24 protein-coding genes and 1 tRNA gene are annotated in these 24,305 nt (G+C 67.9%); 16 read left to right on the plus strand and 9 right to left on the minus strand.

The genetic code is table 11. From position 1 onward, the window contains the following. Positions 1 to 9: 9 nt before the first annotated feature. The 3 genes from AC1DBD_RS02585 to AC1DBD_RS02595 form a co-directional block, all read right to left on the minus strand. Complete coding sequence (locus tag AC1DBD_RS02585) at positions 10 to 2,274, minus strand: RNA degradosome polyphosphate kinase (RefSeq protein WP_441417008.1); 2,265 nt, start codon at positions 2,272 to 2,274, stop codon at positions 10 to 12. A 103-nt stretch (positions 2,275 to 2,377) separates the two neighbouring features. Beyond that, on the minus strand, positions 2,378 to 3,397 hold the full coding sequence (gene mshD, locus AC1DBD_RS02590) for a mycothiol synthase (protein WP_476892107.1): 1,020 nt from the start codon (positions 3,395 to 3,397) through the stop codon (positions 2,378 to 2,380). Between the two features lie 269 nt (positions 3,398 to 3,666). Then, positions 3,667 to 4,365, minus strand: coding sequence for a winged helix-turn-helix transcriptional regulator (locus AC1DBD_RS02595; RefSeq protein ID WP_175321149.1), 699 nt, complete (start codon positions 4,363 to 4,365; stop codon positions 3,667 to 3,669). Between the two features lie 363 nt (positions 4,366 to 4,728). Between AC1DBD_RS02595 and AC1DBD_RS02600 the strand changes: the two genes are divergently transcribed. From AC1DBD_RS02600 to AC1DBD_RS02625, 6 genes are all read left to right on the plus strand, one after another. Continuing rightward, positions 4,729 to 5,463 carry a permease gene (locus AC1DBD_RS02600; protein ID WP_441417010.1) on the plus strand — a complete coding sequence of 245 codons (735 nt, stop codon included), beginning with the start codon at positions 4,729 to 4,731 and terminating at the stop codon, positions 5,461 to 5,463. 177 nt (positions 5,464 to 5,640) lie between these two features. Next, positions 5,641 to 6,255, plus strand: coding sequence for a nitrobindin family protein (locus tag AC1DBD_RS02605; protein WP_441417011.1), 615 nt, complete (start codon positions 5,641 to 5,643; stop codon positions 6,253 to 6,255). Positions 6,256 to 6,326: 71 nt separating this feature from the next. Further along, positions 6,327 to 7,085, plus strand: coding sequence for a flavodoxin family protein (locus AC1DBD_RS02610; RefSeq protein WP_441417012.1), 759 nt, complete (start codon positions 6,327 to 6,329; stop codon positions 7,083 to 7,085). 22 nt (positions 7,086 to 7,107) lie between these two features. Beyond that, positions 7,108 to 8,190, plus strand: a complete 1,083-nt coding sequence (gene ygfZ, locus AC1DBD_RS02615) for a CAF17-like 4Fe-4S cluster assembly/insertion protein YgfZ (protein WP_441417013.1) — start codon at positions 7,108 to 7,110, stop codon at positions 8,188 to 8,190. Next, positions 8,187 to 8,603: an ankyrin repeat domain-containing protein gene (locus AC1DBD_RS02620; RefSeq protein WP_441417014.1), complete on the plus strand. Its 417-nt coding sequence runs from the start codon at positions 8,187 to 8,189 to the stop codon at positions 8,601 to 8,603. Before ygfZ ends, AC1DBD_RS02620 begins: the two co-directional genes overlap by 4 nt. A 30-nt stretch (positions 8,604 to 8,633) precedes the next feature. Next, the gene (locus AC1DBD_RS02625; RefSeq protein ID WP_441417015.1) at positions 8,634 to 10,172 is read left to right on the plus strand and encodes a DHA2 family efflux MFS transporter permease subunit; all 1,539 of its coding nucleotides are present in this window, start codon (positions 8,634 to 8,636) and stop codon (positions 10,170 to 10,172) included. A gap of 35 nt (positions 10,173 to 10,207) precedes the next feature. Here the strand turns inward: AC1DBD_RS02625 and AC1DBD_RS02630 are convergent, their stop codons facing one another. The 5 genes from AC1DBD_RS02630 to AC1DBD_RS02650 form a co-directional block, all read right to left on the minus strand. Further along, entirely contained in the window at positions 10,208 to 10,918 is a 711-nt protein-coding gene (locus tag AC1DBD_RS02630) for a GNAT family N-acetyltransferase (RefSeq protein ID WP_441417016.1), read from the minus strand. Positions 10,919 to 10,974: 56 nt separating this feature from the next. After that, the gene (locus tag AC1DBD_RS02635; RefSeq protein ID WP_175321157.1) at positions 10,975 to 12,000 is read right to left on the minus strand and encodes a 6-phosphofructokinase; all 1,026 of its coding nucleotides are present in this window, start codon (positions 11,998 to 12,000) and stop codon (positions 10,975 to 10,977) included. A gap of 187 nt (positions 12,001 to 12,187) precedes the next feature. Next, the gene (locus AC1DBD_RS02640) at positions 12,188 to 12,442 is read right to left on the minus strand and encodes a PspC domain-containing protein (protein WP_441417017.1); all 255 of its coding nucleotides are present in this window, start codon (positions 12,440 to 12,442) and stop codon (positions 12,188 to 12,190) included. A gap of 3 nt (positions 12,443 to 12,445) precedes the next feature. Continuing rightward, positions 12,446 to 12,706 carry a hypothetical protein gene (locus tag AC1DBD_RS02645; protein WP_441417018.1) on the minus strand — a complete coding sequence of 87 codons (261 nt, stop codon included), beginning with the start codon at positions 12,704 to 12,706 and terminating at the stop codon, positions 12,446 to 12,448. A gap of 1 nt (position 12,707) precedes the next feature. Continuing rightward, the gene (locus AC1DBD_RS02650) at positions 12,708 to 14,336 is read right to left on the minus strand and encodes a PspC domain-containing protein (protein ID WP_476981364.1); all 1,629 of its coding nucleotides are present in this window, start codon (positions 14,334 to 14,336) and stop codon (positions 12,708 to 12,710) included. Between the two features lie 125 nt (positions 14,337 to 14,461). Between AC1DBD_RS02650 and AC1DBD_RS02655 the strand changes: the two genes are divergently transcribed. Both AC1DBD_RS02655 and AC1DBD_RS02660 read left to right on the plus strand, forming a co-directional pair. Beyond that, positions 14,462 to 15,826: an ATP-binding protein gene (locus AC1DBD_RS02655; RefSeq protein ID WP_476981365.1), complete on the plus strand. Its 1,365-nt coding sequence runs from the start codon at positions 14,462 to 14,464 to the stop codon at positions 15,824 to 15,826. Next, positions 15,823 to 16,512 (plus strand): LuxR C-terminal-related transcriptional regulator, encoded by a 690-nt coding sequence (locus AC1DBD_RS02660; RefSeq protein ID WP_441417021.1) that lies wholly within the window; start codon positions 15,823 to 15,825, stop codon positions 16,510 to 16,512. Before AC1DBD_RS02655 ends, AC1DBD_RS02660 begins: the two co-directional genes overlap by 4 nt. A gap of 81 nt (positions 16,513 to 16,593) precedes the next feature. On the opposite strand, the gene AC1DBD_RS02665 is transcribed toward AC1DBD_RS02660, so the two are convergent. After that, the gene (locus AC1DBD_RS02665; protein WP_476981366.1) at positions 16,594 to 17,811 is read right to left on the minus strand and encodes a pyridoxal phosphate-dependent aminotransferase; all 1,218 of its coding nucleotides are present in this window, start codon (positions 17,809 to 17,811) and stop codon (positions 16,594 to 16,596) included. A gap of 288 nt (positions 17,812 to 18,099) precedes the next feature. Here AC1DBD_RS02665 and AC1DBD_RS02670 point away from each other — a divergent pair. The 8 genes from AC1DBD_RS02670 to rplJ all read left to right on the plus strand — a co-directional run bounded on the left by AC1DBD_RS02670 (position 18,100) and on the right by rplJ (position 24,279). Beyond that, a tRNA-Trp gene (locus tag AC1DBD_RS02670) sits at positions 18,100 to 18,172 on the plus strand. A gap of 79 nt (positions 18,173 to 18,251) precedes the next feature. Continuing rightward, positions 18,252 to 18,536 (plus strand): preprotein translocase subunit SecE, encoded by a 285-nt coding sequence (gene secE / locus AC1DBD_RS02675; RefSeq protein ID WP_056738571.1) that lies wholly within the window; start codon positions 18,252 to 18,254, stop codon positions 18,534 to 18,536. Positions 18,537 to 18,648: 112 nt separating this feature from the next. Further along, complete coding sequence (nusG, locus tag AC1DBD_RS02680) at positions 18,649 to 19,455, plus strand: transcription termination/antitermination protein NusG (RefSeq protein WP_441417023.1); 807 nt, start codon at positions 18,649 to 18,651, stop codon at positions 19,453 to 19,455. Between the two features lie 130 nt (positions 19,456 to 19,585). Next, entirely contained in the window at positions 19,586 to 20,017 is a 432-nt protein-coding gene (rplK, locus tag AC1DBD_RS02685; RefSeq protein WP_003803853.1) for a 50S ribosomal protein L11, read from the plus strand. Between the two features lie 188 nt (positions 20,018 to 20,205). After that, positions 20,206 to 20,913: a 50S ribosomal protein L1 gene (gene rplA, locus AC1DBD_RS02690; protein ID WP_441417024.1), complete on the plus strand. Its 708-nt coding sequence runs from the start codon at positions 20,206 to 20,208 to the stop codon at positions 20,911 to 20,913. Between the two features lie 95 nt (positions 20,914 to 21,008). Then, a complete protein-coding gene (locus AC1DBD_RS02695) occupies positions 21,009 to 22,121 on the plus strand; it encodes a GNAT family N-acetyltransferase (protein WP_476981367.1) in 1,113 nt (370 codons plus the stop codon). Positions 22,122 to 22,269: 148 nt separating this feature from the next. After that, positions 22,270 to 23,388, plus strand: coding sequence for a GNAT family N-acetyltransferase (locus tag AC1DBD_RS02700; protein ID WP_476981368.1), 1,119 nt, complete (start codon positions 22,270 to 22,272; stop codon positions 23,386 to 23,388). Positions 23,389 to 23,679: 291 nt separating this feature from the next. Then, a complete protein-coding gene (rplJ, locus tag AC1DBD_RS02705; RefSeq protein ID WP_441417027.1) occupies positions 23,680 to 24,279 on the plus strand; it encodes a 50S ribosomal protein L10 in 600 nt (199 codons plus the stop codon). Positions 24,280 to 24,305 lie beyond the last annotated feature (26 nt).

Raw genomic sequence — 24,305 nt, forward strand, 5'->3', positions numbered from 1 at the left:
CCGGAGGCCCTAGCGCAGGCTCGCCGAGCGCTGCCGCGAACGCGATGCGAGCAGCCATGACTGGACGTCCTGCAGGGCGGTGCCGTCCTCCGCGAGGTGGTGGCGGACCCATTCGCCGCTGTTGTCCAGATGCCAGCTGGCGGTACCCGGATCCATGTAGCGGCGGAGCATGTCCAGGACATACGAGGTGTCGTCCCCGCTGCTGAGCTGCACCAGGGCCTCCACCCGTCGGTCCAGGTTGCGGTGCATCATGTCCGCCGAGCCGATGTAGACCACCGGGTCTCCGGCGTTGGCGAAGGCGAAGACGCGGGAGTGTTCCAGGAATCGGCCCAGGACGGAGCGCACAGTGATGTTCTCGCTGAGTCCGGGGACGCCGGGACGCAGGGAGCAGATGCCGCGGACAATGACGTCCACCTGCACCCCGGCCTGCGAGGCACGGTAGAGGGAATCGATGATGGCTTCGTCCACCATCGAGTTCACCTTGATCTGGACGCGGGCGGCGATTCCCGCCCGGGCGTTCCGGATTTCCGTTTCAATCCGGTCAATCAGCCCGGAGCGCACCGACCTTGGAGCAACCAGCAGCCGCTTGAAGGTGGACTTGGGTGCATAGCCGGAAAGCTGGTTGAACAGCTTCGACAGATCTTCGCCCACCTGCTCGTTGGCCGTCAGCAGGCCGAGATCCTCGTAATAGCGCGCGGTACGCGGGTGGTAGTTCCCGGTGCCGATGTGGCAGTAGCGGCGCAGCCCGTCGACTTCCTGGCGGACCACGAGCGAGAGCTTGCAGTGGGTCTTGAGGCCCACGATGCCGTAGACCACGTGCACCCCTGCCTGCTCCAGCTTCCGGGCCCAGGAGATGTTGGCCTGCTCATCGAAGCGGGCCTTGATCTCCACAAGGGCGAGCACCTGCTTGCCGGCCTCCGCGGCATCGATCAGGGCGTCGACGATGGGCGAGTCGCCGGAGGTGCGGTACAGGGTCTGTTTGATGGCCTGCACCTTGGGGTCCGCGGCGGCCTGCTCGAGGAAGGCCTGCACGGAGGTGGAGAAGGAATCGTAGGGGTGGTGCAGGAGGATGTCCCGGCGCCGCATGGCCGCGAAGACGTTCGCTGCCTTGGAGGTCTCCGACTCGTTGAGGTACCGGGACGTGTGCGGCACATGCTTGGGGTAGTGCAGGTCCGCGCGGTCGATCCCCGCGATCACGGAGAGCCCGCGCAGGTCCAGCGGGGCCGGGACGGAGTAGACCTCGGATTCCTCCACGCCGAGCTCGCGGATCAGCAGCGCCCGGATGTTGGGGTTGATGTCGTTGGTGACCTCGAGCCGGACCGGCGGGCCGAAGCGGCGGCGCAGCAGTTCCTTCTCCAGGGCCTGCAGCAGGTTCTCGGCATCGTCCTCTTCGACCTCGACGTCCTCGTTGCGGGTAACGCGGAAGGTGTGGTGTTCCAGCACCTCCATTCCGGCGAAGAGCTGGTCCAGGTGGACGGCAATGACTTCCTCAAGCGCGATGAATCGGGCCACCCGCCCGGGCACGGAGCCGGCGCGCGGGCCGTCAATGGAGATCAGCCGCGGCAGCTGGTCCGGGACCTTGACGCGGGCGAAGAGCTCCTTGTCGCTGACCGGGTTGCGGACCACGACGGCGAGGTTCAGCGAGAGCCCGGAGATGTACGGGAACGGGTGGGCCGGATCCACGGCCAGCGGCGTCAGGATCGGGAAGACCTTTTCCGCGAACATGGCGCTGAGCTGGTCCTTGGCCTGGTCGTCGAGTTCTTCCCAGTGCATCAGGTGGATGTGCTCGTAGGCCAGCGCGGGGCGGATCTGTTCCGCGTAGACCCTGGCGTGGCGCTGCTGGAGCCGGTGGGCGGCGTCGCCGATCTGTTCCAGGACCTGCATTGGGCTCAGGCCGGCGGGGGAGGGCACCGCCAGGCCGGTGGCGATGCGGCGCTTGAGGCCGGCGACGCGGACCATGAAGAACTCGTCCAGGTTGGAGGCAAAGATGGAGAGGAAACTGACGCGTTCCAGCAGGTAAAGGTTGGGGTCTTCGGCGAGTTCCAGGACGCGTGAGTTAAACGCGAGCCAGCTCAGCTCCCGGTCCAGGAAGCGGTCCGGGCTGATGTCGCCTTCCGGTTCCAGGTTGGGGGCGAACTCGGGGATGTCGATCCGGTCCTGGGTGGCGCGGGAGGCGGGCACTTCGGAGGAACCGAACCGCGCCCGCACGGGACGCGCAGCCTTGTCCGGCGTAGCGGCTTCAGACGTGGCTGTCCGGGCAGATTCCCGTTGCATGGTCTCTCCTAATGCTGGCGCGATTTAGCTTCAACCTTACAAGGAATCAGATCCGGATGAGCCCAGGTTTCGACCCCGGCCGGGTGCCCGGCCGCCGGCCCGGCTACTGCCCTTCCAGCGGGGCATACATGACGTCCACATCCCAGCGTGAAAAGCCCAGACGCCGGTACAGTGCGACGGCGGGAATGTTGTCGGCGTCGACGTAGAGCATCACGGCGTGAAGGCCCTGCTGCTGCAGGTGCTTGATGCCGGCCACGGTCAGGGCCTTGCCCAGGCCGGTGCCCTGCGCCTCGGGGGCGACGCCGACCACGTAGACCTCGCCGATTGCCGGGTGCTCGCCGTGACGGGGGTGCACCTTGGTCCAGTGGAAGCCGAGGATCCGGCCGTCGGCGTCGACCGCGAGCAGGAAGCCGGCCGGGTCGAACCACGGCTCGGCCATACGGGCGTCCAGGTCCGCGCGGCTCATATTTCCCTGTTCCGGGTGGTGGGCGAAGGCGGCCCGGTTGACCGCCAGCCAGGCCTCCTCATCCCGGCCGGGCACGAAACTGCGCAGCGACACGCCGTCGGGCAGGGCGACGTCGGGCAGTTCCGAGGCCGCGGTGGCGAGCCGCATCTTCCACAGCTCGCGCACCGGGGCGTAGCCGTAGCGGGCGGCCAGGTCAGCGGCGGCCTCATGGTTGCCGTGTGACCACGCCTTCAGGCCCGCGAAGCCGCGCACCTTCCGGAGTTCCCCGACCAGCCGGTCTGCGACGCCCTGGTTGCGGTAGCTCGGATGGACGGCCACCTCCAGCACCCCGGTGCCGTCCGCCTCCTCGACGACGACGGCGAAGCCCGCCAAGTCGTTGCCCCGGCCCGGGTGTGGTGATCCGGCGTGGCCGGGGGCAGCGGCATCCACGCCGGAGTCCTCGCGGGAATAGTCGGGGGAGTAGAGGGCCAAGGCCAGCACGGAATGCGGGCCCGCGCCCGCGGCGCGGAGCGTCACGAGGGTCTGCTCGGACAGCGGCGGGTTGCCGTCGGACTCCTCGGCGGCCGCCACGAGCGTCTTGACGTCCCGCAGCAGCTGTTCGTCCACAGCTCCCTGCAGGGTGAGTACGGGCCAGTTTTCCGGATGCGCAGGACTCATGATGCAAGGCTATACGTCCGCTGCCCGCCGGCGGGTGGGGGCCGCGTCGATTTGATGCATCCGTTCGGGGCACGTATAGTCGTTATCTCATCCGGCTCAACGGTTCGAAACGTTGAATGGATGCGAGGGGGATCCACCACTGGGGTGGCCTCGATACGTTCGACCCGTATGTCCTCCACTGCAGCGCCAAGCGGCGTAAGGAAGCCCCGGACTGTTGAGTCCGGGGCTTTTCTGTGTTCGAAACGGGCCAGCGCGGTGGGCGGAGCCGCTCAGGCCTCGGTGAGTTCCTCATCCGGTTGCCGGACCAGCGTCAGGCGGTATCCGACATTGCGGACGGTGCTGATCAGGTTCTCGTGGTCGGCGCCGAGCTTTGCCCGCAGCCTCCGGACGTGGACGTCCACGGTGCGGGTGCCGCCGTAGTAGTCGTAGCCCCAGACCTCGGTCAGGAGCTGCTGCCGGGTGAAGACGCGGCCGGGGTGCTGGGCGAGGTACTTGAGCAGTTCAAATTCCTTGAACGTCAGGTTGAGCGCCGCCCCGTTGACCCGGGCCGTGTAGCTGGCTTCATCGATGACGACGCCGGCCGCCCGGATCTCCGTGGGGGTGTCGTCCTGGTCCGGCAGGGCACGCGCGACGCCGAGGCGGATGCGGGCTTCGACTTCCGCGGGCCCGGCCGACTCCAGCAGGATGTCGTCCACGGCCCAGGCCGAGGAGACCGCTGCCATGCCGCCTTCGGTCAGGATCAGCATGAGGGGTGCGCTCAGCCCGGTCGCCTTGAGCAACTGGGTGAGGGAGCGGGCGCCGACCAGGTCCTTGCGGGCGTCGAGGAGCACGATGTCGCACGGGTCGGTCTCGAGCAGGGCCGTGGGCTCAGCGGGAAGAATGTGGACGCGGTGATTAAGCAGTTCCAGCGCAGGCAGGACATCCACCGATGACCCGGTGCTGTTCGTCAGTAGCAGGATGTGCGACATGGTTCCTCCAAGGGGTGTCCGCGCATCGTTGGGCGTCTGAGCCGGGCTCTCACCGGCCGGTACTGAGCTTCCGGACGGTGACCTGCCTGCGGCTGCCGGAGGAAGCGTAGCTGAGCTTTGAGTATACCCAAACGGCCCCCGACAGGCACTGTTCCGCCGCTCCAGCTTGGCCCTTTTGCGACACAAAACGTTCACATAGGGCAGGATTGATCCGTCAGGGCCTCCAGCCCGGCGAGTCGAGCAGGCCCAACGGGTCCGCAGTGAGCGAAGGTACCGGTTGATCGTGGCTAAGTTGATCGTGGGGGACCGCGTTCCGGGTGCCCTGCTGGGGAGGGCTTTGAGACAGACGTTGGAGGGGGAACTGTGAAGTCCTGGAGTGTCGGCGTCATCGGCCTGGCCGGACTCGCCGCGATCATTGCCGGGGCTTACTCCGCGCCTGAGGTCCTGCTGGCCGTCGCGGTGCTCACCGCGGCCTGCGTCGGCATTGGCTGGCCGCACTTCCTCGGCATCCCGGCCAAGAAGACCCTCGCCGCCCTGATCGGCCTCCCCGGAATCGGCTCCGCTGTGGCCGCCACCTACCTGCCCGCGCCGGGGTTCCTGAACTGGACGCCAGCATTCGTGGCGGCCGGGGTGATGGCCATCTTCGTCATGCAGCTGATCCGCGGCACGGGCCAGGCCCAGCGGCTGGAGTCCACCCTGGGGTCCAGCGCCGGCGTGCTGCTGTCCTGCCTCGGCGCCGGCTGGATCGCCTGCTCGCGTTTCAACGGGGTCAGGGAAATGCTGCTCGTTGCCGCCATCAGCGCGGCGATCGCCCTGATGGCGGGCCTGATCCGCTGGCCGGACCGGATCGTCGCTCCGCTCGGCATCGTCGGGGCAGGGCTTGCCGGCCCGCTGGCCGGCCTCGTGCTCTCCGACATCGCCGTGCTGCCGGCCGCCCTCGTCGGGATCGTGGTCGGGGCCGTCCTGGTCAGCTTCCGCCGGCTGGTGATCATCCGGGGCGCTACATTGAACCTGCCGGCCGTGCTGAGCATGGGCCTGGCGCCCGTCTCCGCGGTCGGTTCGCTGGCTTACTTCATAGACAAACTACTCCTCCACTAACGCGTTAGGATGGCATCATGTCCGTACTTGCATTTGAGATCTTCTTCCTTGTCCTGCTTGCCGTCGCCGGCCTTTCCATGGCCTGGTTTGCCGGCTTCGTGGTGTACCGGCTCTTCAAGGGCCAGAAGTAAAAAGCCGCTAAGCGTCCAGAACCCGTAGTTTCCAGAGGTAGCTGCTGTGCCGATTGAAATTCCTACAGATCTGACCCCCGAACTTGTTCCGCTGTCCTGGCTCATTGGTGAGTGGGAGGGCCGCGGCCGGCTCGGCGCCGGGGAAGAGGACTCGGAGCACTTCCTCCAGCACGTCTCCTTCACCCACAACGGCCTGCCGTACCTGCAGTACCGGGCCGAATCGTGGCTGACGGACGACGAGGGAACCAAACTCCGGCCGCTGACCGTGGAGACCGGTTTCTGGGCCCTTGAGCGCAAGCAGCGCGAGGAGGACGGCGGCCCCGGGCTCATTCCGGCCGACATCGTCCCGGTGCTCAAGAGCGCCGACGAGGTCGAGGAACTGCGCAACAGCGAGGGCGGTTTCGACATTTCCGTTTCCATCTCGCATCCGGGCGGGATCTCCGAGCTCTACTACGGCCAGATCAAGGGACCGCAGATCCAGCTCAGCACCGACATGGTGATGCGCGGCAGCCACTCCAAGGAGTACACCGCGGCAACACGGATTTTCGGCCTGGTCGACGGCAAGCTGCTCTGGCGCTGGGACGTCGCCGCCGGCAAGGGCTCGACGCCGGGCGGCGGCCTGGAAGCGCACGCCTCCGCCATCCTCAGCAAGGTCGGCTGAACCGCACGTCCGGCCGAAGCCGGGGTCTCACTGGATTTCCGTTGTCCGCAGCGAACGCAGGGAGCACCACAGTGAACGACACAGCAAGTGGCACCGCAAATGAAACCGGCACTGACGCGGCGAGACCCGGCACGTACGGCGACCTCAAGGCAGTCTTCTTCAACGGCACCCTGAAGAAATCCCCGGAGACGTCCAACACGCAGGGCCTGATCGAGATCAGCCGCAGGATCATGGAGAAGCAGGGCGTCGCCACCAGCGTCATCCGGACGGTGGACCACGACATTGCCAGCGGCGTCTACCCGGACATGCGCGAGCACGGCTGGGCGAGCGACGAGTGGCCCGCGCTGTACCCGGCGGTGCAGGAATCGGACATTGTGGTGGTGGCGGGCCCGATCTGGCTGGGGGACAACTCGTCCCAGACCAAAAAACTGATCGAGCGTCTCTACGCGCACTCCGGCGAGCTGAATTCCAAGGGCCAGTGGGCGTTCTATCCGAAGGTGGGCGGCTGCCTCATCACCGGCAACGAGGACGGCATCAAGCACTGCGCCATGAACGTGCTCTACAGCCTCCAGCACATCGGCTTCACCATCCCGCCGCAGGCTGATGCGGGCTGGATCGGTGCGGTGGGACCGGGGCCGAGCTACCTTGACGAAGGCTCCGGCGGCCCGGAAAGTGACTTCACCAACCGCAACACCACCTTCATGACGTGGAACCTGTTGCACCTGGCCCGGATGCTCAAGGATGCCGGCGGCATCCCCGCGTACGGCAACCTGCCCGAAGGCTGGAAAGCCGGCACCCGATTCGACTTCGAAAATCCGGAATACCGCTGAGCGCTGAGGACTTCTACTTCATATGACTACCAAGAGCCCCCTGCTGTCGCGCCCGGGCGCCGTCGAAGCGGCCGGTGCCGACGCCGGCGTCGCCGCCCATTACGGCGAACCGCTGCGCGAGCAGCGCGCCCTGGCTGCCGGCACCGCCGTCGTCGATCTGTCCCAGCGCGGCGTGGTCACGGTGAGCGGGCCGGACCGGTTGAGCTGGCTCAACACCCTGTCCTCGCAGCAGCTCACGGCCCTGGCCCCCGGCCAGTCCACCGAACTGCTGCTGCTCAGCGTGCAGGGCCGGATCGAGTTCGACGCGCGGGTGCTGGACGACGGCGAGACCACCTGGCTGATCGTGGAGGCGGCCGAGGCCGCGCCGCTGGCCGAATGGCTGACCAGGATGAAGTTCATGCTCCGGGTCGAGGTCGCCGACGTCTCGGCGGACTGGGCTGTGCTGGGCGCCACCCGGCCGGTTCCGGAGTGGTCCGGTCTCCGTGTTTGGGAAGATCCCTGGCCGCACGTCGGCGCCGGCGGGTACTCCTACGCCGTGGTGGGCGAGGACACCCACCCTGGCCTGGAACGGCCGTGGTTCGAATACCTCGTGCCGGCTGCAGAGCTTGAGGCCACCGTGGCGGAACGCCCGCTGGCCGGTGTCCTGGCGGCCGAGGCGCTGCGCATCGCCGCGTGGCGCCCCCGCTGGGGGTCGGAGACCGACGACAAGACCATCCCGCACGAACTGGACCTGCTGCGCACGGCAGTGCACTTGGCGAAAGGCTGCTACAAGGGACAGGAAACAGTCGCCAGGGTGCACAACCTAGGTCATCCCCCGCGGCGGCTGGTGTTCCTCCAGTTGGACGGGTCCCAGCACACGCTGCCCGCCGTCGGCAGCGAAGTCCGGGCCGGCGAGCGGAAGGTCGGCACGCTGACTTCCGTGGCGCAGCACTACGAAATGGGTCCGGTGGCCCTGGCCGTCATCAAGCGCTCCGTCGCCCCGGACGAGGTGCTCACCGTGATGGACGGCGACGAAGCGTACACCGCCGCCCAGGAACTCATTGTGGCGCCCGACGCCGGTCAGGTCGTGGGACGCCAGACCGGCTTCCTCCGGGGGACCCGGTGAGCGGCGGGCCGGAAGCGGCCGCTTCCGAGCCGGCCGCCCCCGACGAGGAGACCCTCGCCCTCGCCCACGCGCTGTTCGACGCCGCCCGCGACGGCAACTCCGCCCTGCTCGGCAGCTACCTCGCCGCCGGGGCGCCCGCCACGCTGACCACCGCGGCCGGCGATACCCTGCTGATGCTTGCCGCCTACCATGGCCACGCGGACACCGTCCGGCTCATCCTGGCGCACGGCGGCGACGCCAACACAGCCAACGACCGCGGCCAGACACCGCTGGCCGGGGCCGTGTTCAAGGGCTACCCGGACGTGGTCCAGGTCCTCGTGGACGCGGGCGCCGACCCCGACGCCGGAAGTCCCTCCGCCCGGGCAGCCGCCCAAATGTTTGCCCGGAACGATATTCTGGCGCTCCTCGCCTGAACCGGCCACCCACGCACCCTAAGGAACCTAATGGAAAACGTAGCGAGGCCGTGGGCCGCCCTCTGGTCTTTGGTGATCGGATTCTTCATGATCCTGATCGACACCACCATCGTCTCGGTGGCCAACCCCCGGATCATGGAGGGCTTGAACGCTGACATCAACTCGGTGATCTGGGTAACCAGTGCCTACCTGCTGGCCTATGCCGTCCCGCTGCTGATCACGGGCAGGCTGGGCGACCGCTTCGGTCCGAAGAAGCTGTACCTGTCCGGACTGGTGGTCTTCACCCTTGCCTCGCTGTGGTGCGGGCTCTCCGGCGACGTGCACACCCTGATCGAGGCCCGGGTGCTGCAGGGCCTCGGGGCCGCGATGATGACACCGCAGACCATGGCCGTCATCACGCGGATCTTCCCGCCGGACCGCCGCGGCGCCGCCATGGGCATCTGGGGTGCCACGGCCGGGGTTGCCACCCTGGTGGGGCCGATCCTGGGCGGAGTCCTGGTGGACGGCCTGGGCTGGGAGTGGATCTTCTTCATCAACATTCCGGTCGGCATCACCGGCTTTATCCTGGCCCTGCGCTTCGTTCCGGCCCTGAGCACGCACCCGCACAAGTTCGACATCCCCGGCGTGCTGCTCAGCGCCGTCGGACTGTTCCTGCTGGTGTTCGGGATCCAGGAAGGCGAAACCTACAACTGGGGCACCATCACCGGCCCCATCACCGTCTGGGGCCTGATCATAGGCGGCGTCGTTGTCCTCGTCGCCTTCGTGGCCTGGCAGCGGTTCAACAAGGGCGAACCGCTGCTGCCCCTCGGCCTGTTCAAGGACCGCAACTTCTCGCTGGCCAACGTGGGCATCACCACGGTTGGCTTCACCGTGACCGCCTTCAGCCTGCCGCTGATTTTCTACTACCAGGTGGTCCGGGGCCTCACCCCGACGCAGTCCGCGCTCATGATGGTTCCGATGGCCGTGATCTCCGGCGGCCTGGCACCGGTCGTGGGCAAGATCATCGACCGGGTCAACCCGAAGTTCATCACGGCCGGCGGCCTGGTCCTGATGTCAGTGGCGCTGTTTTGGAACGCCTCGCTGATGCACCCGGACACCCCCATCTGGCTCTTCCTGCTGCCCAGCGCCGTGCTGGGATTCGCGAACGCCGGCATCTGGGCGCCGCTGAGCTCCACCGCCACCCGGAACCTGCCGCCGCGCCAGGCCGGGGCCGGCTCCGGCGTCTACAACACCACCCGCCAGATCGGCGCGGTCCTGGGCAGCGCTGCCATCGCCGTGCTGATCCAGGCCCGCCTTGCCGCGGAACTCCCGGCAGCCCCGGGTGCGTCGGGGGAGTCGAACCCGATGGCGTTCGGCGGCAGGCTGCCCGAGGCGCTGCACGAGGGATTCTCGACGGCGATGGGCCAGTCCATCCTGTTGCCCGCGGCGGTGATCCTGCTCGGCGCTGCCGTGGCGCTGTTCTTCGCCAAGCCGCAGCCGCACGAGGGTTGGGGAACCCCCGGCACGGTTCCGGCGGCAGTAACCGGCGGGGCCACCGTCACGGAGGACGCCGACGCCCAGCGGGGCTAGGGCAACGCGGCCGGGCGCAACCGGACCCGGCCCGACTAGCCCAGCAGCACGCTGGTCTGGATGCCGCCGGCGGTGAAGCCCAGGCTCCGGGCCAGGGCCAGCGAGCCCTTGTTGCTGACATCGGAGCGCCACTGCAGCGTCAACCCCGAGGCCAGCGCCTCATGGGCCGCAATCGAGGCGGCCAGGGTGCCGACGCCGCGGCGCCGCCACTCGGGGGCCACCAGCACGCCAAGCTGTGCCAAGATGCCTTCCCATTCGGTGTAGGCGCCGCAGGCCACGGGCGTCCGCCGGCCGTCTTCGACGTGCATGATCGTGAAGCGGTGTTCGAGGTCCGCGAGGCCGACCTCGTTGACGTCGTCCGGCGGGCACAGTGCTTCGAGTTCGATCGCTTCCGGGTTCCCTTGCGAGACGGTCAGCTCCTCGGCCGGCTGCTGCAGCGGCAGGTCGTCGGCGAAGAAGAGTGCGGCGGCGCCCAGGCCGTGGCCGCCGTGCCCGCGCGTGATGGTCAGCAGCGTGACGTGCTGCGCCAGCTCCTCCTCGGAGTACCCGGCCGCGGCGTCGATGGCCCATCCCGGCCCCACCAGGGCGGAGCTGCCGAACAGGCGGACGAACTGCAGGGAACGGGCCGCGTCGTCCACCCGGGTGAGGCGGCGACCCGCGGCGGTGGCAAAAGCGCCGTCGTCGAGCCCCAGCCGGCGGGCCCACGCGAGCTGGATGATTTCAGCGGAACCGGGCGCAAGAGTCATGCCTCAACCCTACCCAGCGGCAACGCCCAGCCGGGAAAGCCCAGCCCGGGGACGCCTCAGCCGAAGAGAACGGCCGCTTCCTCGTAGCGGTGCTGCGGCACGCTCTTGAGGTTGCCCAAGGCGGCGTCGAAGCCGACATGGACGATGTCGGTGCCGTTCAGCGACACCATGGTTCCCCAGCGCTGCTCCACCACCGAATCGATCGCCGCCATGCCGAGGCGGGTCGCCAGCACCCGGTCGAAAGCCGTGGGGACACCGCCGCGCTGGATGTGGCCCAGCACCGTGGCCCGGGTCTCGATGCCGGTGCGGGCCTCCAGTTCGGGGGCCAGCAGTTCGGCGATGCCGCCGAGGCGCGGCCGGCCGAAGGTGTCCAGTCCGCGCTCGGAGTGCGGGGACTCCTGACCCTCGGGGACAAAGCCTTCCGCGACGACGACCAGCGGCGCGCGGCCACGGTCGCGGGCCGAGATGACCCATTCGGTGATCTGTTCCATGGAGGCCTTCTGCTCCGGGATCAGGATGGCGTGGGCGCCGGAGGCCATGCCGGCGTGCAGGGCGATCCAGCCGACGTGGCGGCCCATGACCTCGGCGATCATGGTCCGGTGGTGGGATTCCCCGGTGGTGCGCAGGCGGTCGATGGCCTCGGTGGCGATCTCGACGGCGGTGTCGAATCCGAAGGTGTAGTCGGTGGCGTCGAGGTCGTTGTCGACGGTCTTGGGCACGCCGACAATCTTCAGCCCGGCGTCGGTCAGGCGCTTCGCGGCGGCGAGGGTGCCTTCGCCGCCGATGGCGATGATGGCGTCGATGCCGAGGCGGTCCATGTTCGCCTTGATGACCTCGGGGCCGCCGTTGTTCTCGAACGGGTTGGTCCGGGAGGTGCCGAGGATGGTCCCGCCCTGCTTGGCGATGCCGCGGACCAGCGCGCGCGGGATGTCGATGATGTCGCCTTCGACCACGCCGCGCCAGCCGTCCAGGAACCCCACGAATTCGTGGCCGTGGACGGCGATGCCTTTCAGGACGGCACCGCGGATCACGGCGTTCAGTCCGGGGCAGTCTCCGCCGCTGGTGAGGATTCCAATTTTCATGTCTCGGCTCAAATCCTGGTTCGAAGGGGTACAGGCAGAGCGCCACGCTGAGCTCACCTAGAAGTGTAATCGCGGATGTGGGGCAGCACACAAACGGTGACCCACGCGCAGTGCCCCCGCCGGAGTCGGCGGGGGCACTGCGCGTTCGTGGTGGGGCCGGCGGCTGCCGCCGCGGCTCAGGGCCGGGTCAGGGCCGACCGGCGCGCCTCTCCAGGAAGGACTCGAGGATGATCGCGTTCCGCTGGTCCGGCAGGATCAGCCAGGCTGCCAGGTAGAACACGAAGGCGGGGCCGGGGATGAGGGCGAAAAGCAGGTACCCGATCCGGACGTACGCGACGTCGACGTTCAGCTTGGCGGCGATCCCGCCGCATACGCCGCCCAGCCAGCGCTGCGGGCCGCGTTTCAGGCCTAGGCCCCGGACGATGCTGAAGAACTTATCCATGGTTCAAGACTTCCCTGTCGTAGTGTCTTTGTCACGTCTGCGGGCGGACAGTAATCCGCCGACCACCAGCGCGGCGCCGGCCCCGATCATCAGGCCGATCAGCACATAGGTTCCGTTCAGGGCGACGAGGCCCAGCCGGGAGATGATGATCAGCGCGGCCAGCGCCAGCACGATCAGCCCCCAAACCACGGTTCCCACGCGGGCCCGCGGACCGCCGTCGGTCGAGGGCCCTGCCGGCGTGTCCGCCGGGTCGTAGCTGCTCATGTCAGTTCCCTTCCTTCACGGTGACGTTGCTCAGGGTCCCCGAGATCTTGACGATCAGGCGGCTGCCGGGCTTGTCCGTGTTGTAGTCGTTCTGCTGGGTGGTCATGCCGCCGTGGTTGCCGCGGCTGTCGCTGAGGTTTCCCATCGTCATGTCCGCTTGGACCTGGACCGGGACGCTGGTGGGGATGGCCACCGTGACATTGCTCGCCGTGGCATCCAGCCGGACCACGACGTCGGAACCCAGCGGCGGGTTCAGGTTGAGCTTGGTCAGGTCCACCGTGCCGGTCCCGCCCGTGATGTCGAAGCCGTCCCGGGCCTGCTCGATGCTCGCCGGGGCCCAGTCGATGTTCTGGAAGCGGGCCCGGTCAGCGTTGGGCACCAGGTTGAAGATCCCGCCGATGATCAGTGCCACGACGGCGAAGAACCCCAGGATGCCCGCCGTCCGGCCCCGGAGCCCGGAGACCAGGATCCCCAGACCCAGCACCGCCGCGGCGCTGGCCCATACGACGGCGTTGCCCGCGGTGCCGAGGTTGATCGCGTGGGCGGCGTCGAGGGCCTTGATGCCGCCGCCGACCAGGAGTGCGATGCCGGCGGTTACCGCCACGGCAGAAGCGCCGGGGCCCAGGTTGCGGGGCTTGGGGGCCGGCACCGGCGCGGCCGGCGGCACGGGGCCGTAACCGCCGCCGTAGGGCGGGGTGGGGCCGGCGGGGGGCGGTGCCGCCCAGCCGGGGGCAGCTCCGGAGTCCTCCCAATTCCGCGCCGGGAGTCCTTCCAGCGGGAGGGTCTGGTTAGTGCCGGTGGGGGTCGGCCCGGTGCCGCCGTAGGTGCTCTCGTAAGTGCTCCCGTAGGTGCCGTCGAAGGCGCTGTCGCCGGGTGTGGCGGGGTTGCCCGGGCCGGTGCCGGTGCCGGACATGGTGCCGTAGGTGCCGGCGCCCGCCGCGCTCCAGCCGGCACCTCCCGTCCCCGGCCCTGGGGACGCGGGGGGTCCGCCGGCCCGGGCCTTGTTGCGCTGCGTGAGGTAGTAGATGACGTAGATGGCGCCGCCCACCCAGAACACGGTCCAGACAAAGGCGCCGAAGCCGTAGCGGTCCCAGCCCCAGACGCCGCTGCCCAGGCTGGGGAACCCGATGATGGTGGTGATCAGGGCGCCGGTCATGCCCGAGCTCCAGCGGCCGGCGGCCGCCTCCTGGACGTGGATCCGGCCGTCCGGCTCCGGCAGCAGCGCCCAGGCCAGGCCGTAGAACAGGACGCCAACGCCGGCGAACACGGTCAGAACGATCAGGATGCCGCGCACGATCAAGGGGTCGACGCCGAGCCGCTGGGCAATGCCGCTGGCGACGCCGCCGACCCAGCGCTGACGGCCGCGGTAGATCCCGTGGCTGCGGATCCAGTCAAAGAAGTTCTGCGGCGGCACGCCCGGGGCCGGCGGGGCGCCGGTGTACGGCGGAGGGGTGGCCCCGGGGCCGGACGGGTACGGGCCGCCCGGCGGGTAAAGCGGCGGAGCCTCCTGCGCTGGTTCGCCGGCCGCCGCAGTGGTGTCGGCGGGGCCGCCGGAAGTGGCGTCCGGAGTGCTATCCGGACGGCCCGAAGCGTTCGGGTCCTCATCTGGGTGCGGAGTGTGCGGGTTCATACCTCGATCCTCCCGCCCAGGGGGCCCGGCGCTCTACTGGGGAAGACCCTGAACGGCCCCTGAGCGGTCCCCGGTTCCGCCCGAAAACGGCTCCGGGAAACCCCGGTCCGTGTTTGGATTGACCCATGACGACAGCCGTTTCCCGCCCGCCGCTGGTCCGCAGCAGCGACCGCGTGATCGCCGGCGTCTGCGCGGGCCTGGCCCATCATCTGGGCTGGCCGGTGCGGATGGTCCGGATCGGCATGGTGGTGGCGGCGCTCGCGGGCGGCGCCGGGGTCGCGTTCTATGCCTGGCTTTGGATCATGGTGCCCACCGCGGACGAGAACTCTAAGCGCAACGCCCGTCAGCCGGCGTCGCCGATCGCTCCCGCGGTGAGCGCGCCCACGGTAGGCGGTCCCGCGGTAGGCGGGGCGAGCGGCGTCGGCGTGGACGCCGGCGCCGGCGTCCCGGCAGGGGCCTGGCGGACGCGGTTCCCGGGCATGCCGTACGGCAAGGAAATCCTGCTCGGCGCCGGGCTGCTGCTGGCGGCCGGCATCCTGATCGCCCGGCTCTTTGGCCTGGACGTGCCGCTAGGCACACTTATCCCGGTTGCCGCGATCCTGGGCGGCGCCGCCATTGCCTGGATGCAGCTGGATGAAACGCGGCGGGCCGGCCTCGTGGACAAGACCAAGGCCGACCAAGCCGGGGGCTGGGCAAGGCTCGCGGCCGGGCTCGCCCTGGTGGTGGCCGGGGTGCTGCTGATGGTGTCCGGCTCGGGCTCCTGGGAGCAGACCTGGCTCGCGCTGCTGGCCTCCGTGGCCGTCCTGGGCGGCGTGGCGCTGGTGCTGCTCCCCTGGGGCCTGAAGTTCTGGCGTGATCTGGAGGCCGAGCGCGCCGGCCGGGTGCGTGCCACCGAACGGGCCGAGATCGCCGCCCACCTGCACGACTCCGTGCTCCAAACGCTGGCGCTGATCCAGCGTCGCGCCGCCAACGAGCACGACGTCGTCCGCCTCGCCCGCGCCCAGGAACGGGAGCTGCGGGGCTGGCTCTACCGCGACCCCGGGCCGGACTCGGGCCAGCTCTCCGCCGGGCTCAAGGCTGCCGCCGCGGACGTCGAGGACTCCCTGGGGCACGCCGTGGAAGTCGTGACCGTGGGGGACTGCGCCATGACAGAACGCCTCGAGGCCCTCGTCCAGGCAGCCCGCGAGGCCATGCTCAACGCGGCCCGCCACGGCGGCGGCGCCGTCTCGGTGTACCTGGAAGTCACCGATGACGCCGTCGAGGTCTTCGTCAAGGACCGGGGGCCGGGGTTCGATCCGGGCGCGATCCCCGCCGACCGCCTGGGCGTCCGGGAATCCATCATCGGCCGGATGCGGCGCCACGGAGGCACCGCCGCCATCGCCAGCGGCCCCGACGGTACCGAGGTGCGGCTCAGGCTGCCGCTCGCTGCCACCACCAACAACACAGCCGCCGGCAACGGCACCAGAACCAACGGAGAGGACCAACCATGAGCACCCAGCCCTTGGCCAGCAGCGGGGCCGGGACCCCTCCCGTGGCCACGCGCGTGGTGATCGTCGATGACCACGCCATCTTCCGCTCCGGGTTGAAGGCCGACCTGGATCCCGGCATCCTCGTGGTCGGCGAGGCGGGCACCGTAGAAGAAGCCGTCGCCGTCATCGCCGAGGCGCGTCCCGACGTCGTGCTGCTGGACGTCCATCTTCCCGGCGGACTGGGCGGCGGCGGACGCGAGGTCCTGGCCGGCTCCGCGGCGCTGCTGGGCAGCACCAGGTTCCTTGCGCTGAGCGTTTCGGATGCCGCCGAGGACGTCGTCTCCGTAATCCGCGCCGGAGCGCGGGGCTACGTCACCAAGAGCATTTCAGGGGCGGGGATCAGCGACGCGGTGCGCCGCGTGGCGGGCGGCGACGCCGTCTTCTCACCCCGGCTGGCGGGCTTTGTCCTCGACGCCTTCGGCACCGCCCCGGCGGACATCGCCGACGACGAACTGGACCGGCTGTCGGCCCGCGAACTTGAGGTGATGCGGCTGATCGCGCGGGGCTACAGCTACAAGGAAGTGGCCAAGGAGCTGTTCATCTCGATCAAGACAGTAGAAACCCACGTCTCGGCGGTACTGCGCAAGCTCCAGCTCTCCAGCCGGCACGAGCTGACCCGCTGGGCCGCGGAGCGCCGCCTCCTCTAACCCTAAGATGCTCCGTCACGTAGGGTCCCCAAGCCGGCGGCTTAGGGACCCTATGTGAGGGAGCATCAGAGGTTCGGGCCGCTACTTGGCCTTGCCGAGGAAGTCCTGGAGGCGGCCGACGCCGGTGGCGAGGTCCTCGTCGCCCAGTGCGTAGGACAAGCGCAGGTAACCGGAGGGGCCAAAGGCCTCGCCCGGCACCACAGCGACTTCCACCTCGTCGAGGATCAGCGCGGCGAGTTCGGCCGACGTCGAGGGCCGGACCGGGCCGTTCGCGGTGGGGAGCTCCTTGCCCAGCAGCCCCCGGACGTCGGCGTAGACGTAGAAGGCGCCCTTGGGCGTGGGGCAGTCCACGCCCTCGATCGCGTTGAGCCCGGCCACGATGGCCTTCCGGCGGCGGTCAAAGGCCACCTTCATCTCATCGACCGCCGTGAGCGGGCCGGAAACTGCCGCGAGGGCAGCGATCTGCATGATGTTGGAAACGTTGGAGGTGGCATGCGACTGCAGGTTGGTGGCGGCCTTGATGACGTCGGCCGGGCCGATCATCCAGCCCACCCGCCAGCCGGTCATGGCGTAGGTCTTGGCGACGCCGTTGAGGATGACCACCTTGTCGCCGAGCTCGGGGACGGCCGTGGCGATCGAGGTGAAGGGCACGCCGTCGTACGTCAGGTGCTCGTAGATCTCGTCGGTGACCACCCAGAGGCCCTTGGCGGCCGCCCACTGGCCGATTTCGCGGACCTGCTCCGGGGAGTAGACAGCGCCGGTGGGGTTGGACGGGGAGACGAAGAGCAGGATCTTGGTGCGATCCGTGACGGCCGCTTCCAGCTGCTCCACCGTGACCAGATAGCCCTGTTCCGGGCCGGCGAAGACCTCCACCGGAACGCCGCCGGCCAGCCGGATCGCCTCCGGGTAAGTGGTCCAGAACGGCGCAGGGACGATCACTTCGTCGCCCGGATCCAGCAGCGTGGCGAAGGTGTTGTAGACAGCCTGCTTGCCGCCGTTGGTGACGAGCACCTGGGATGCCTCGGCCTTGTAGCCGGAGTCCCGGAAGGTCTTGTCCGCGATGGCCTGCTTCAGCTCGGGCAGCCCGCCGGCGGGGGAGTACCGGTGGTACTTCGGCTGGCCCGCGGCCTCGATGGCTGCCTGGACGATGTAGCCGGGAGTCGGGAAATCGGGTTCGCCGGCGCCGAAGCCGATCACCGGCCGGCCGGCCGCCTTCAACGCCTTCGCCTTGGCATCGACAGCCAGTGTGGCGGATTCGGCTATGGCGGAAATGCGCTGGGAAATGCGGGCGGCAGGCATTGCGGGTCCGTTCTTCGCGTTCAGCTCGTGGCTGGATGAGGGGATTCGACGAAATCTACTCTATGCTGTTCAGCGGATCCTCCGGGGTGCCGGGTATGAATGTGACCCAGAGCGGGAAAGCGGCTTTCGGGTCCGCCGTTTCCGCAGGCAGCCAGGGGTCCGGACGGAGCCGGTTCGACGTGGACGCAGTTGTTGCGTAGACTGGTTCTCCGGTGTTGAAAACACGATGATGGCGTGCGCCTCAGGGAAGCCTGCGGAAATGCGCGGTCTGACCGGTTTTCGATCCATAGGGTAGTGGCGCAATTGGTAGCGCAGCGGTCTCCAAAACCGCAGGTTGCAGGTTCGAGTCCTGTCTGCCCTGCGCAAGCTGTTCCGGGGTTTACCGGAACCAGCGCAGCAACCATGGTTCAGTCCAGAGCCGGGTATCCGACATCGCGAGGATGAGTGAGGATCAGGTGACCGAAACAGCTGCCAGCAGCTCCAAAGGCCGCCCCGCCAAGAATGCCCCTAAGGCAGGATTCTTCGCTCGGATTGCACTCTTCGTCCGCCAGGTCATCGGTGAACTGAAGAAAGTCGTTGCACCCACCCGCAAGGAACTGATCAACTACACGCTCGTGGTGCTGGTGTTCGTGGTCATCATGATGGTGATCGTCACCCTGCTGGACCTGGCCTTCGGGACCGGAGTGAGCTGGGTATTCGGCGGAACAGGCGCCACGGACCGCTAAGGCGACCGGTCCGCAGACTGCGTGGACCTCCGGGAAACCGGAGCTTCCGCGGGGTGTGCGGAATTGAGTCATTTAAATAGGCATGTTAGGCAATGAGGAAGCAGGAGACCAAGTGTCTGAGCAGGAGCTCGAGGTAACTGAGACTGAGCTGGATAAGAGCCAGGACGCCGCGGCGGAAGCCACGGAAGAGTCCGAGGCTGTGTCTGCTGCGCCCGAATCCGACGCCGCTGACGAGACTGCTGACGAGGCCGTAGCTGCCGAGGAAACCGGAACCGGCGAGGAAGGCGACGCCCTCGCGGCCGCCGCCGCCGCGGCCGAGGTCGACCCCGCCGACGAATTCAAGGCCAAGCTGCGCCGCCAGGAGGGTGACTGGTACGTCATCCACTCCTACGCCGGCTACGAAAACCGCGTCAAGGCAAACCTTGAGACCCGCATCCAGACCCTGGACATGGAAGATTACATCTTCGAAATCCAGGTCCCGATGGAGGAAGTCGTTGAGATCAAGAACGCTCAGCGCAAGGTCATCAACCGCGTCCGCATCCCCGGCTACGTACTGGTCCGCATGGACCTGACCGACGCCTCGTGGGGCGCCGTCCGCCACACCCCCGGCGTCACCGGCTTCGTGGGCAACGCCCACAACCCCGTGCCGCTGCGCCTCGACGAGGTCTTCTCCATGCTCGCCCCGGTCTTCGAAGAAGAGCAGGCCGAGAAGGGCAAGCCGGTCAAGCACGCAGCCGCCGCGGTCGACGTCGACTTCGAGGTCGGCGAATCCGTTATCGTCAAGGAAGGTCCCTTCGAGACCCTCCCCGCCACGATCTCCGAGATCAAGGTGGATTCGCAGACCCTCGTGGTGCTGGTCTCCATCTTCGAGCGCGAGACCCCGGTCACGCTGGCGTTCAACCAGGTCAGCAAGATCTAGCAACACCGACAGAATTCGCCCCGGGCTGCCCGCTTAGCAGCCTTGGAGCGGCAGGCCGCCTCGCCATGGCGGCCAACAACCTGAGGCACGCTCCTGTGTCCCAGGACGTAATTGAGAGAAGGACCCTACATTGGCTCCCAAGAAGAAGGTCACCGGCCTCATCAAGCTGCAGATCCAGGCAGGTGCCGCTAACCCGGCCCCGCCGATCGGTCCTGCGCTTGGCCAGCACGGTGTCAACATCATGGAATTCTGCAAGGCGTACAACGCTGCGACGGAAGCCCAGCGCGGCAACGTTATTCCGGTTGAAATCACCGTCTACGAAGACCGTTCATTCACGTTCATCACCAAGACCCCGCCGGCTGCAGAGCTCATCAAGAAGGCTGCAGGCGTCGCCAAGGGTTCGGCTACCCCGCACACCGTCAAGGTTGCGAAGCTGACCCAGGCCCAGGTCAACGAGATCGCCTCCACCAAGATGGAAGACCTCAACGCCACCAGCCTGGAAGGCGCCGCGAAGATCATCGCCGGCACCGCCCGTTCCATGGGTATCACCGTCGAGGGTTAATTCCCCCACCGCTGATGCGGCGCCGGGTCCGGGAAACCGAAACCGACGACGGACAGCACCGCCGGGCGACCGGCACCACCTAAACATTGAAATGTCGGGAACCAGGAACGGATCAACCGTTCGGCATCCGGCTGTGGCAGGGCCCAGCGCGGTCCGCAGACCACAACTGCACAAGGAGAATAAGCAGCATGGCAAAGCGCAGCAAAGCATATGAGGCAGCCGCCGCCAAGATCGACGCGGAGAAGTTCTACGCGCCGTTCGAGGCAGTGACCCTCGCCAAGGACACCAACCCGTCCAAGTTCGACGCCACCGTTGAGGTCGCGTTCCGCCTCGGTGTCGACCCCCGTAAGGCCGACCAGATGGTCCGCGGCACCGTCAACCTGCCGCACGGCACCGGCAAGGTCGCCCGCGTCCTCGTCTTCGCCACGGGCGACAAGGCTGAGGCCGCAATCGCTGCCGGCGCCGACTTCGTCGGTTCCGACGACCTGATCGAGAAGATCTCCGGCGGCTGGACCGACTTCGACGCCGCCGTCGCCACCCCTGACCTCATGGGCAAGGTTGGCCGCCTCGGTAAGGTCCTCGGCCCGCGCAACCTGATGCCGAACCCGAAGACCGGTACCGTGACCGCTGACGTCGCCAAGGCTGTCAACGACATCAAGGGCGGCAAGATCGACTTCCGCGTCGACAAGCACTCGAACCTGCACTTCATCATCGGCAAGGTTTCCTTCGACGCCATCAAGCTGGCCGAGAACTACGCAGCCGCTCTGGAAGAGGTCCTTCGCCTCAAGCCGTCCGCTTCCAAGGGCCGCTACATCCAGAAGGCCACCGTCGCCACCACGTTCGGCCCGGGCATCTCGGTTGACCCCAACGTCACCAAGGTCCTGACCGAGGTCTAATCCCCTCCCGGATTGCCGTAGTAAGCAGCGAAAAGACCGTCCCGCGTCCGCGGGGCGGTCTTTTCTGCATTCCGGACCCCGGTTAGGCTGTCCCGGTGACTCCAGCGACGTACCTCATCGAACCCCTGACCCTCCCGGAAACCATCGACGCCCCGGACGCCGCGGACTTCCACGAATTCGGTCGCCTCTGTGACGCGCTGACCCTCGAAACCTGGGGAAGCCTGGACCGGGCGACGGCGCCCCCGGCGCGGCTGCGCTTTTGGCGCGACAACGCCTACACCCGAATGCGGATCTTCTTTGTCCGCGTTGACGGCCGGATGGCGGCGAAGTCCTGGATCCGCTTCGAGCAGCAGGAGAACCTTGGCCGGGCACTCCTGCACGTCGCCGTGCTCAGGGCGTATGCCGGCCGCGGGATCGGCCGGGCGCTGCTGCAGCACGCGGAGGAGTTGGCCGCCGCTGACGGCCGCAGCGTCCTGATGAGTTTCACGGAACACCCGGCGGACTTCGACGCCGACGGCCCGGACGTGATCGCCCCGCTGACCGGGACCGGCGCCCTGCCGGCGGCGGCCCGCGGCGTTCGTTTCGCCGCGGCGGCAGGCTACCAGCTCGAGCAGGTGGAGCGGTTCAGCAGCCTGGATCTCGTTGCCGCGGCGCCGGCGCTGGACGGCCTGGAGCGGGACGCGCGGACCAGGGCCGCCGGGTACGAGCTGCTGACCTGGACGGACCGCTGCCCGGACGAACACGTGGAGCAGCTTGCCGTGCTGATGTCACGGATGAGCACGGACGCGCCCACGGGAGGCCTCAGCTTTGACGAGGAAACCTGGGACGCCGCACGCGTCCGGCATGTGGAGGACACTTGGAAACAGGCCGGCAACGTCTCGCTCGTGGCTGCGGCCCGGCACCGGGAGAGCGGCGCACTGGCCGCCTACTCCGTCCTCGAGCTGGCGCCCAGCAAGCCGTGGCTTGCCGAGCAGGATGACACCTTGGTGGCCGCCAACCACCGCGGCCACCGCCTGGGCATGCTGGTCAAGATCGCCAACCTCCGCCGTCTGGCGGACTACCCCCGCGTCGAACGCGTCACCACCTTCAACGCCGCCGAAAACGACCACATGCTGGCCATTAACGTGGCCCTCGGCTTCCGTCCGGCCGGCTGGGACGGGGAATGGCAACGCTCCGTCACGTCCGGGACAGCAGCGTCGTCCCAGTGACCCCGCCTGCATCGAGGCTGCCCGCAAACATCCCGGTGCCGGCCATGGAATGCGGACCCAAACGGGCATATGCTGACGCTTGAAAGCCCGGCGCGGGCCGGGCAACGCATGGGGCGGTAGAGCATTGGGCGGCAGGATGGCTGGGAACATGCCCGCTAAGGCACACGAGGTACGGGTCGAGCAGCTCTGGATCCCGGATTCGCTGGACGGACCGGATGCAGCAGATTTCCTTGCCGCCGTCGAAGTAGGGCGGAAGGTCCGGATGCAGACGTGGGGGAGCGATGACCTGGCCTACGCGCCGCTGGAGAAGCTGCTGGAATTGGCGGACCCCTATGAACGCCAGGTGATCCTGGTAGCCAAGGTCGACAACCAGATCGTCGGAACCGTGGATATTGCCCTGCCGCTCGCGGACAACCTGGACCTGGCCGAATTCACCCTCGACATCCTGCCGGAGTTCCAGGGCCGCGGCGTGGGGCGGCAGTTGCTGGAAGCCGCGGAGCACCTGGCCCGGGAGGAGGGCAGGCGCATCATCCTGATCGACACGAACCACCCCGGCGCGACGCTCGCCGACAACAAGGCAGGGCAGCTGATTCCCGGTACCGGGATGGGGTTCGTGCCACTGAACAGCCGGGAGGTGGAATTCGCGCAGCACACCGGCTACACCCTGCAGCACATCGAACAGTTCAGCTCCTGCACCCTTCCGCTGGACAGCAAGCTGGTCGCCGAGCTGCAGGCCGAGGCGGAAGAAGCCAACGCCGGACGTTACCAGCTGCACCACTGGACGGACCGCTGCCCGGAGCAGTGGCTCGAGGCTGTCGCCGCGCTGGAGAACCAGGCCGGAGAGGATGGTATCCCCGGCGCCGACGACGGGGCTCTGGTGTTCGACGGCGGCATCCTCCGTGAGGCGGAGGACGTCGCCATCGCGCAGGGACGCCGGACGGTGGTCACCGCCGTCGAGCACATCGCCAGCGGAACGCTCGTGGGGCTGACCACCATCAGCGTCCTGGCCCTGCGCCCCGACGTCGTCTTCCAGGACGACACCGTTGTGCTGCGCGAGCACCGCGGCAACAAGCTTGGCCTGCTGATTAAGGTGGCGAACATGGAAAGGCTGACCGAACAGTTCCCGGACGCGCGTGTGCTCTATACCTGGAACGCTCCGGAAAACCGCTACCTCCTCACCGTTAACCAGCAGCTCGGGTTCACCACCGCGGGCGTGACGGGCATCTGGCAAAAGGAGCTGCCGGACTTCCGGCCCAGTGTCAGCTGAGCCGATTTGGAGCACACGGTGCCCTTCCCGTAAGCTGATGGGACCAAAGACCGTCGGTTGTTGGAAATCCACTCTCCCAAGCAAGGCTCAATTCTGCAGCTGCGCCGGGAGGGCCAGTGGATCTCCAGACGAAGGACCCTGACATAGGGCGGCCGGCGCAGGTGAACGAAGCAAAGCTCCGCGGCATGATCGCGTTGAGCCAAGCCCCGTGCATCTGCGCGGGGCGTTTTTAGTTTTAGCTCATCTGAGCGGGGACCCGGACAAACCGGCACTATCCCCGGAAGGAGGGTTATGGCAACGCCTAGCAAGGTTTCAGCAGTAGCTGAGATCACTAACGATTTCAAGGAATCGAACGCCGCTGTCCTGACCGAATACCGTGGGCTCACCGTTGCACAGCTCAAGCAGCTGCGTGTTTCTCTCGGCCAGGAAACCAAGTTCTCGGTCGTCAAGAACACCCTGACCGCAATTGCAGCCAAGGAAGCTGGTGTCGAAGCATTCGACGGTCAGCTCGCCGGCCCCACTGCAATCGCGTTCATCAAGGGTGACGCAGTTGCCGCTGCCAAGAGCCTGACGGATTTTGCCAAGGCCAACAAGCAGCTGGTTATCAAGACCGGTTACTTCGAAGGCAAGGCACTGAACGCCAGCGAAGTTGCTGCCCTGGCAGCACTCGAGTCCCGTGAGCTGCAGCTCGCCAAGGTTGCAGGCGTCCTCAAGGCTCCTGCTGCCGCTGCTGTACGCATCATCGACGCACTGCGCCTCAAGCTTGAAGAAGAGAACGGTGCACCGGCAGCTGCCGAAGCGCCCGCCGCTGAAGAAGCAGAAGCCCCCGCAGCCGAGGCTAACGCCGAAGCCGCAGCTCCGGCCGAAGCCGCAGCTGCCGAAGAGAACTAACTCTCTTTCAAACCAGACTCCGGTGC

This window comes from Arthrobacter sp. 10T419, from assembly GCF_056394105.1.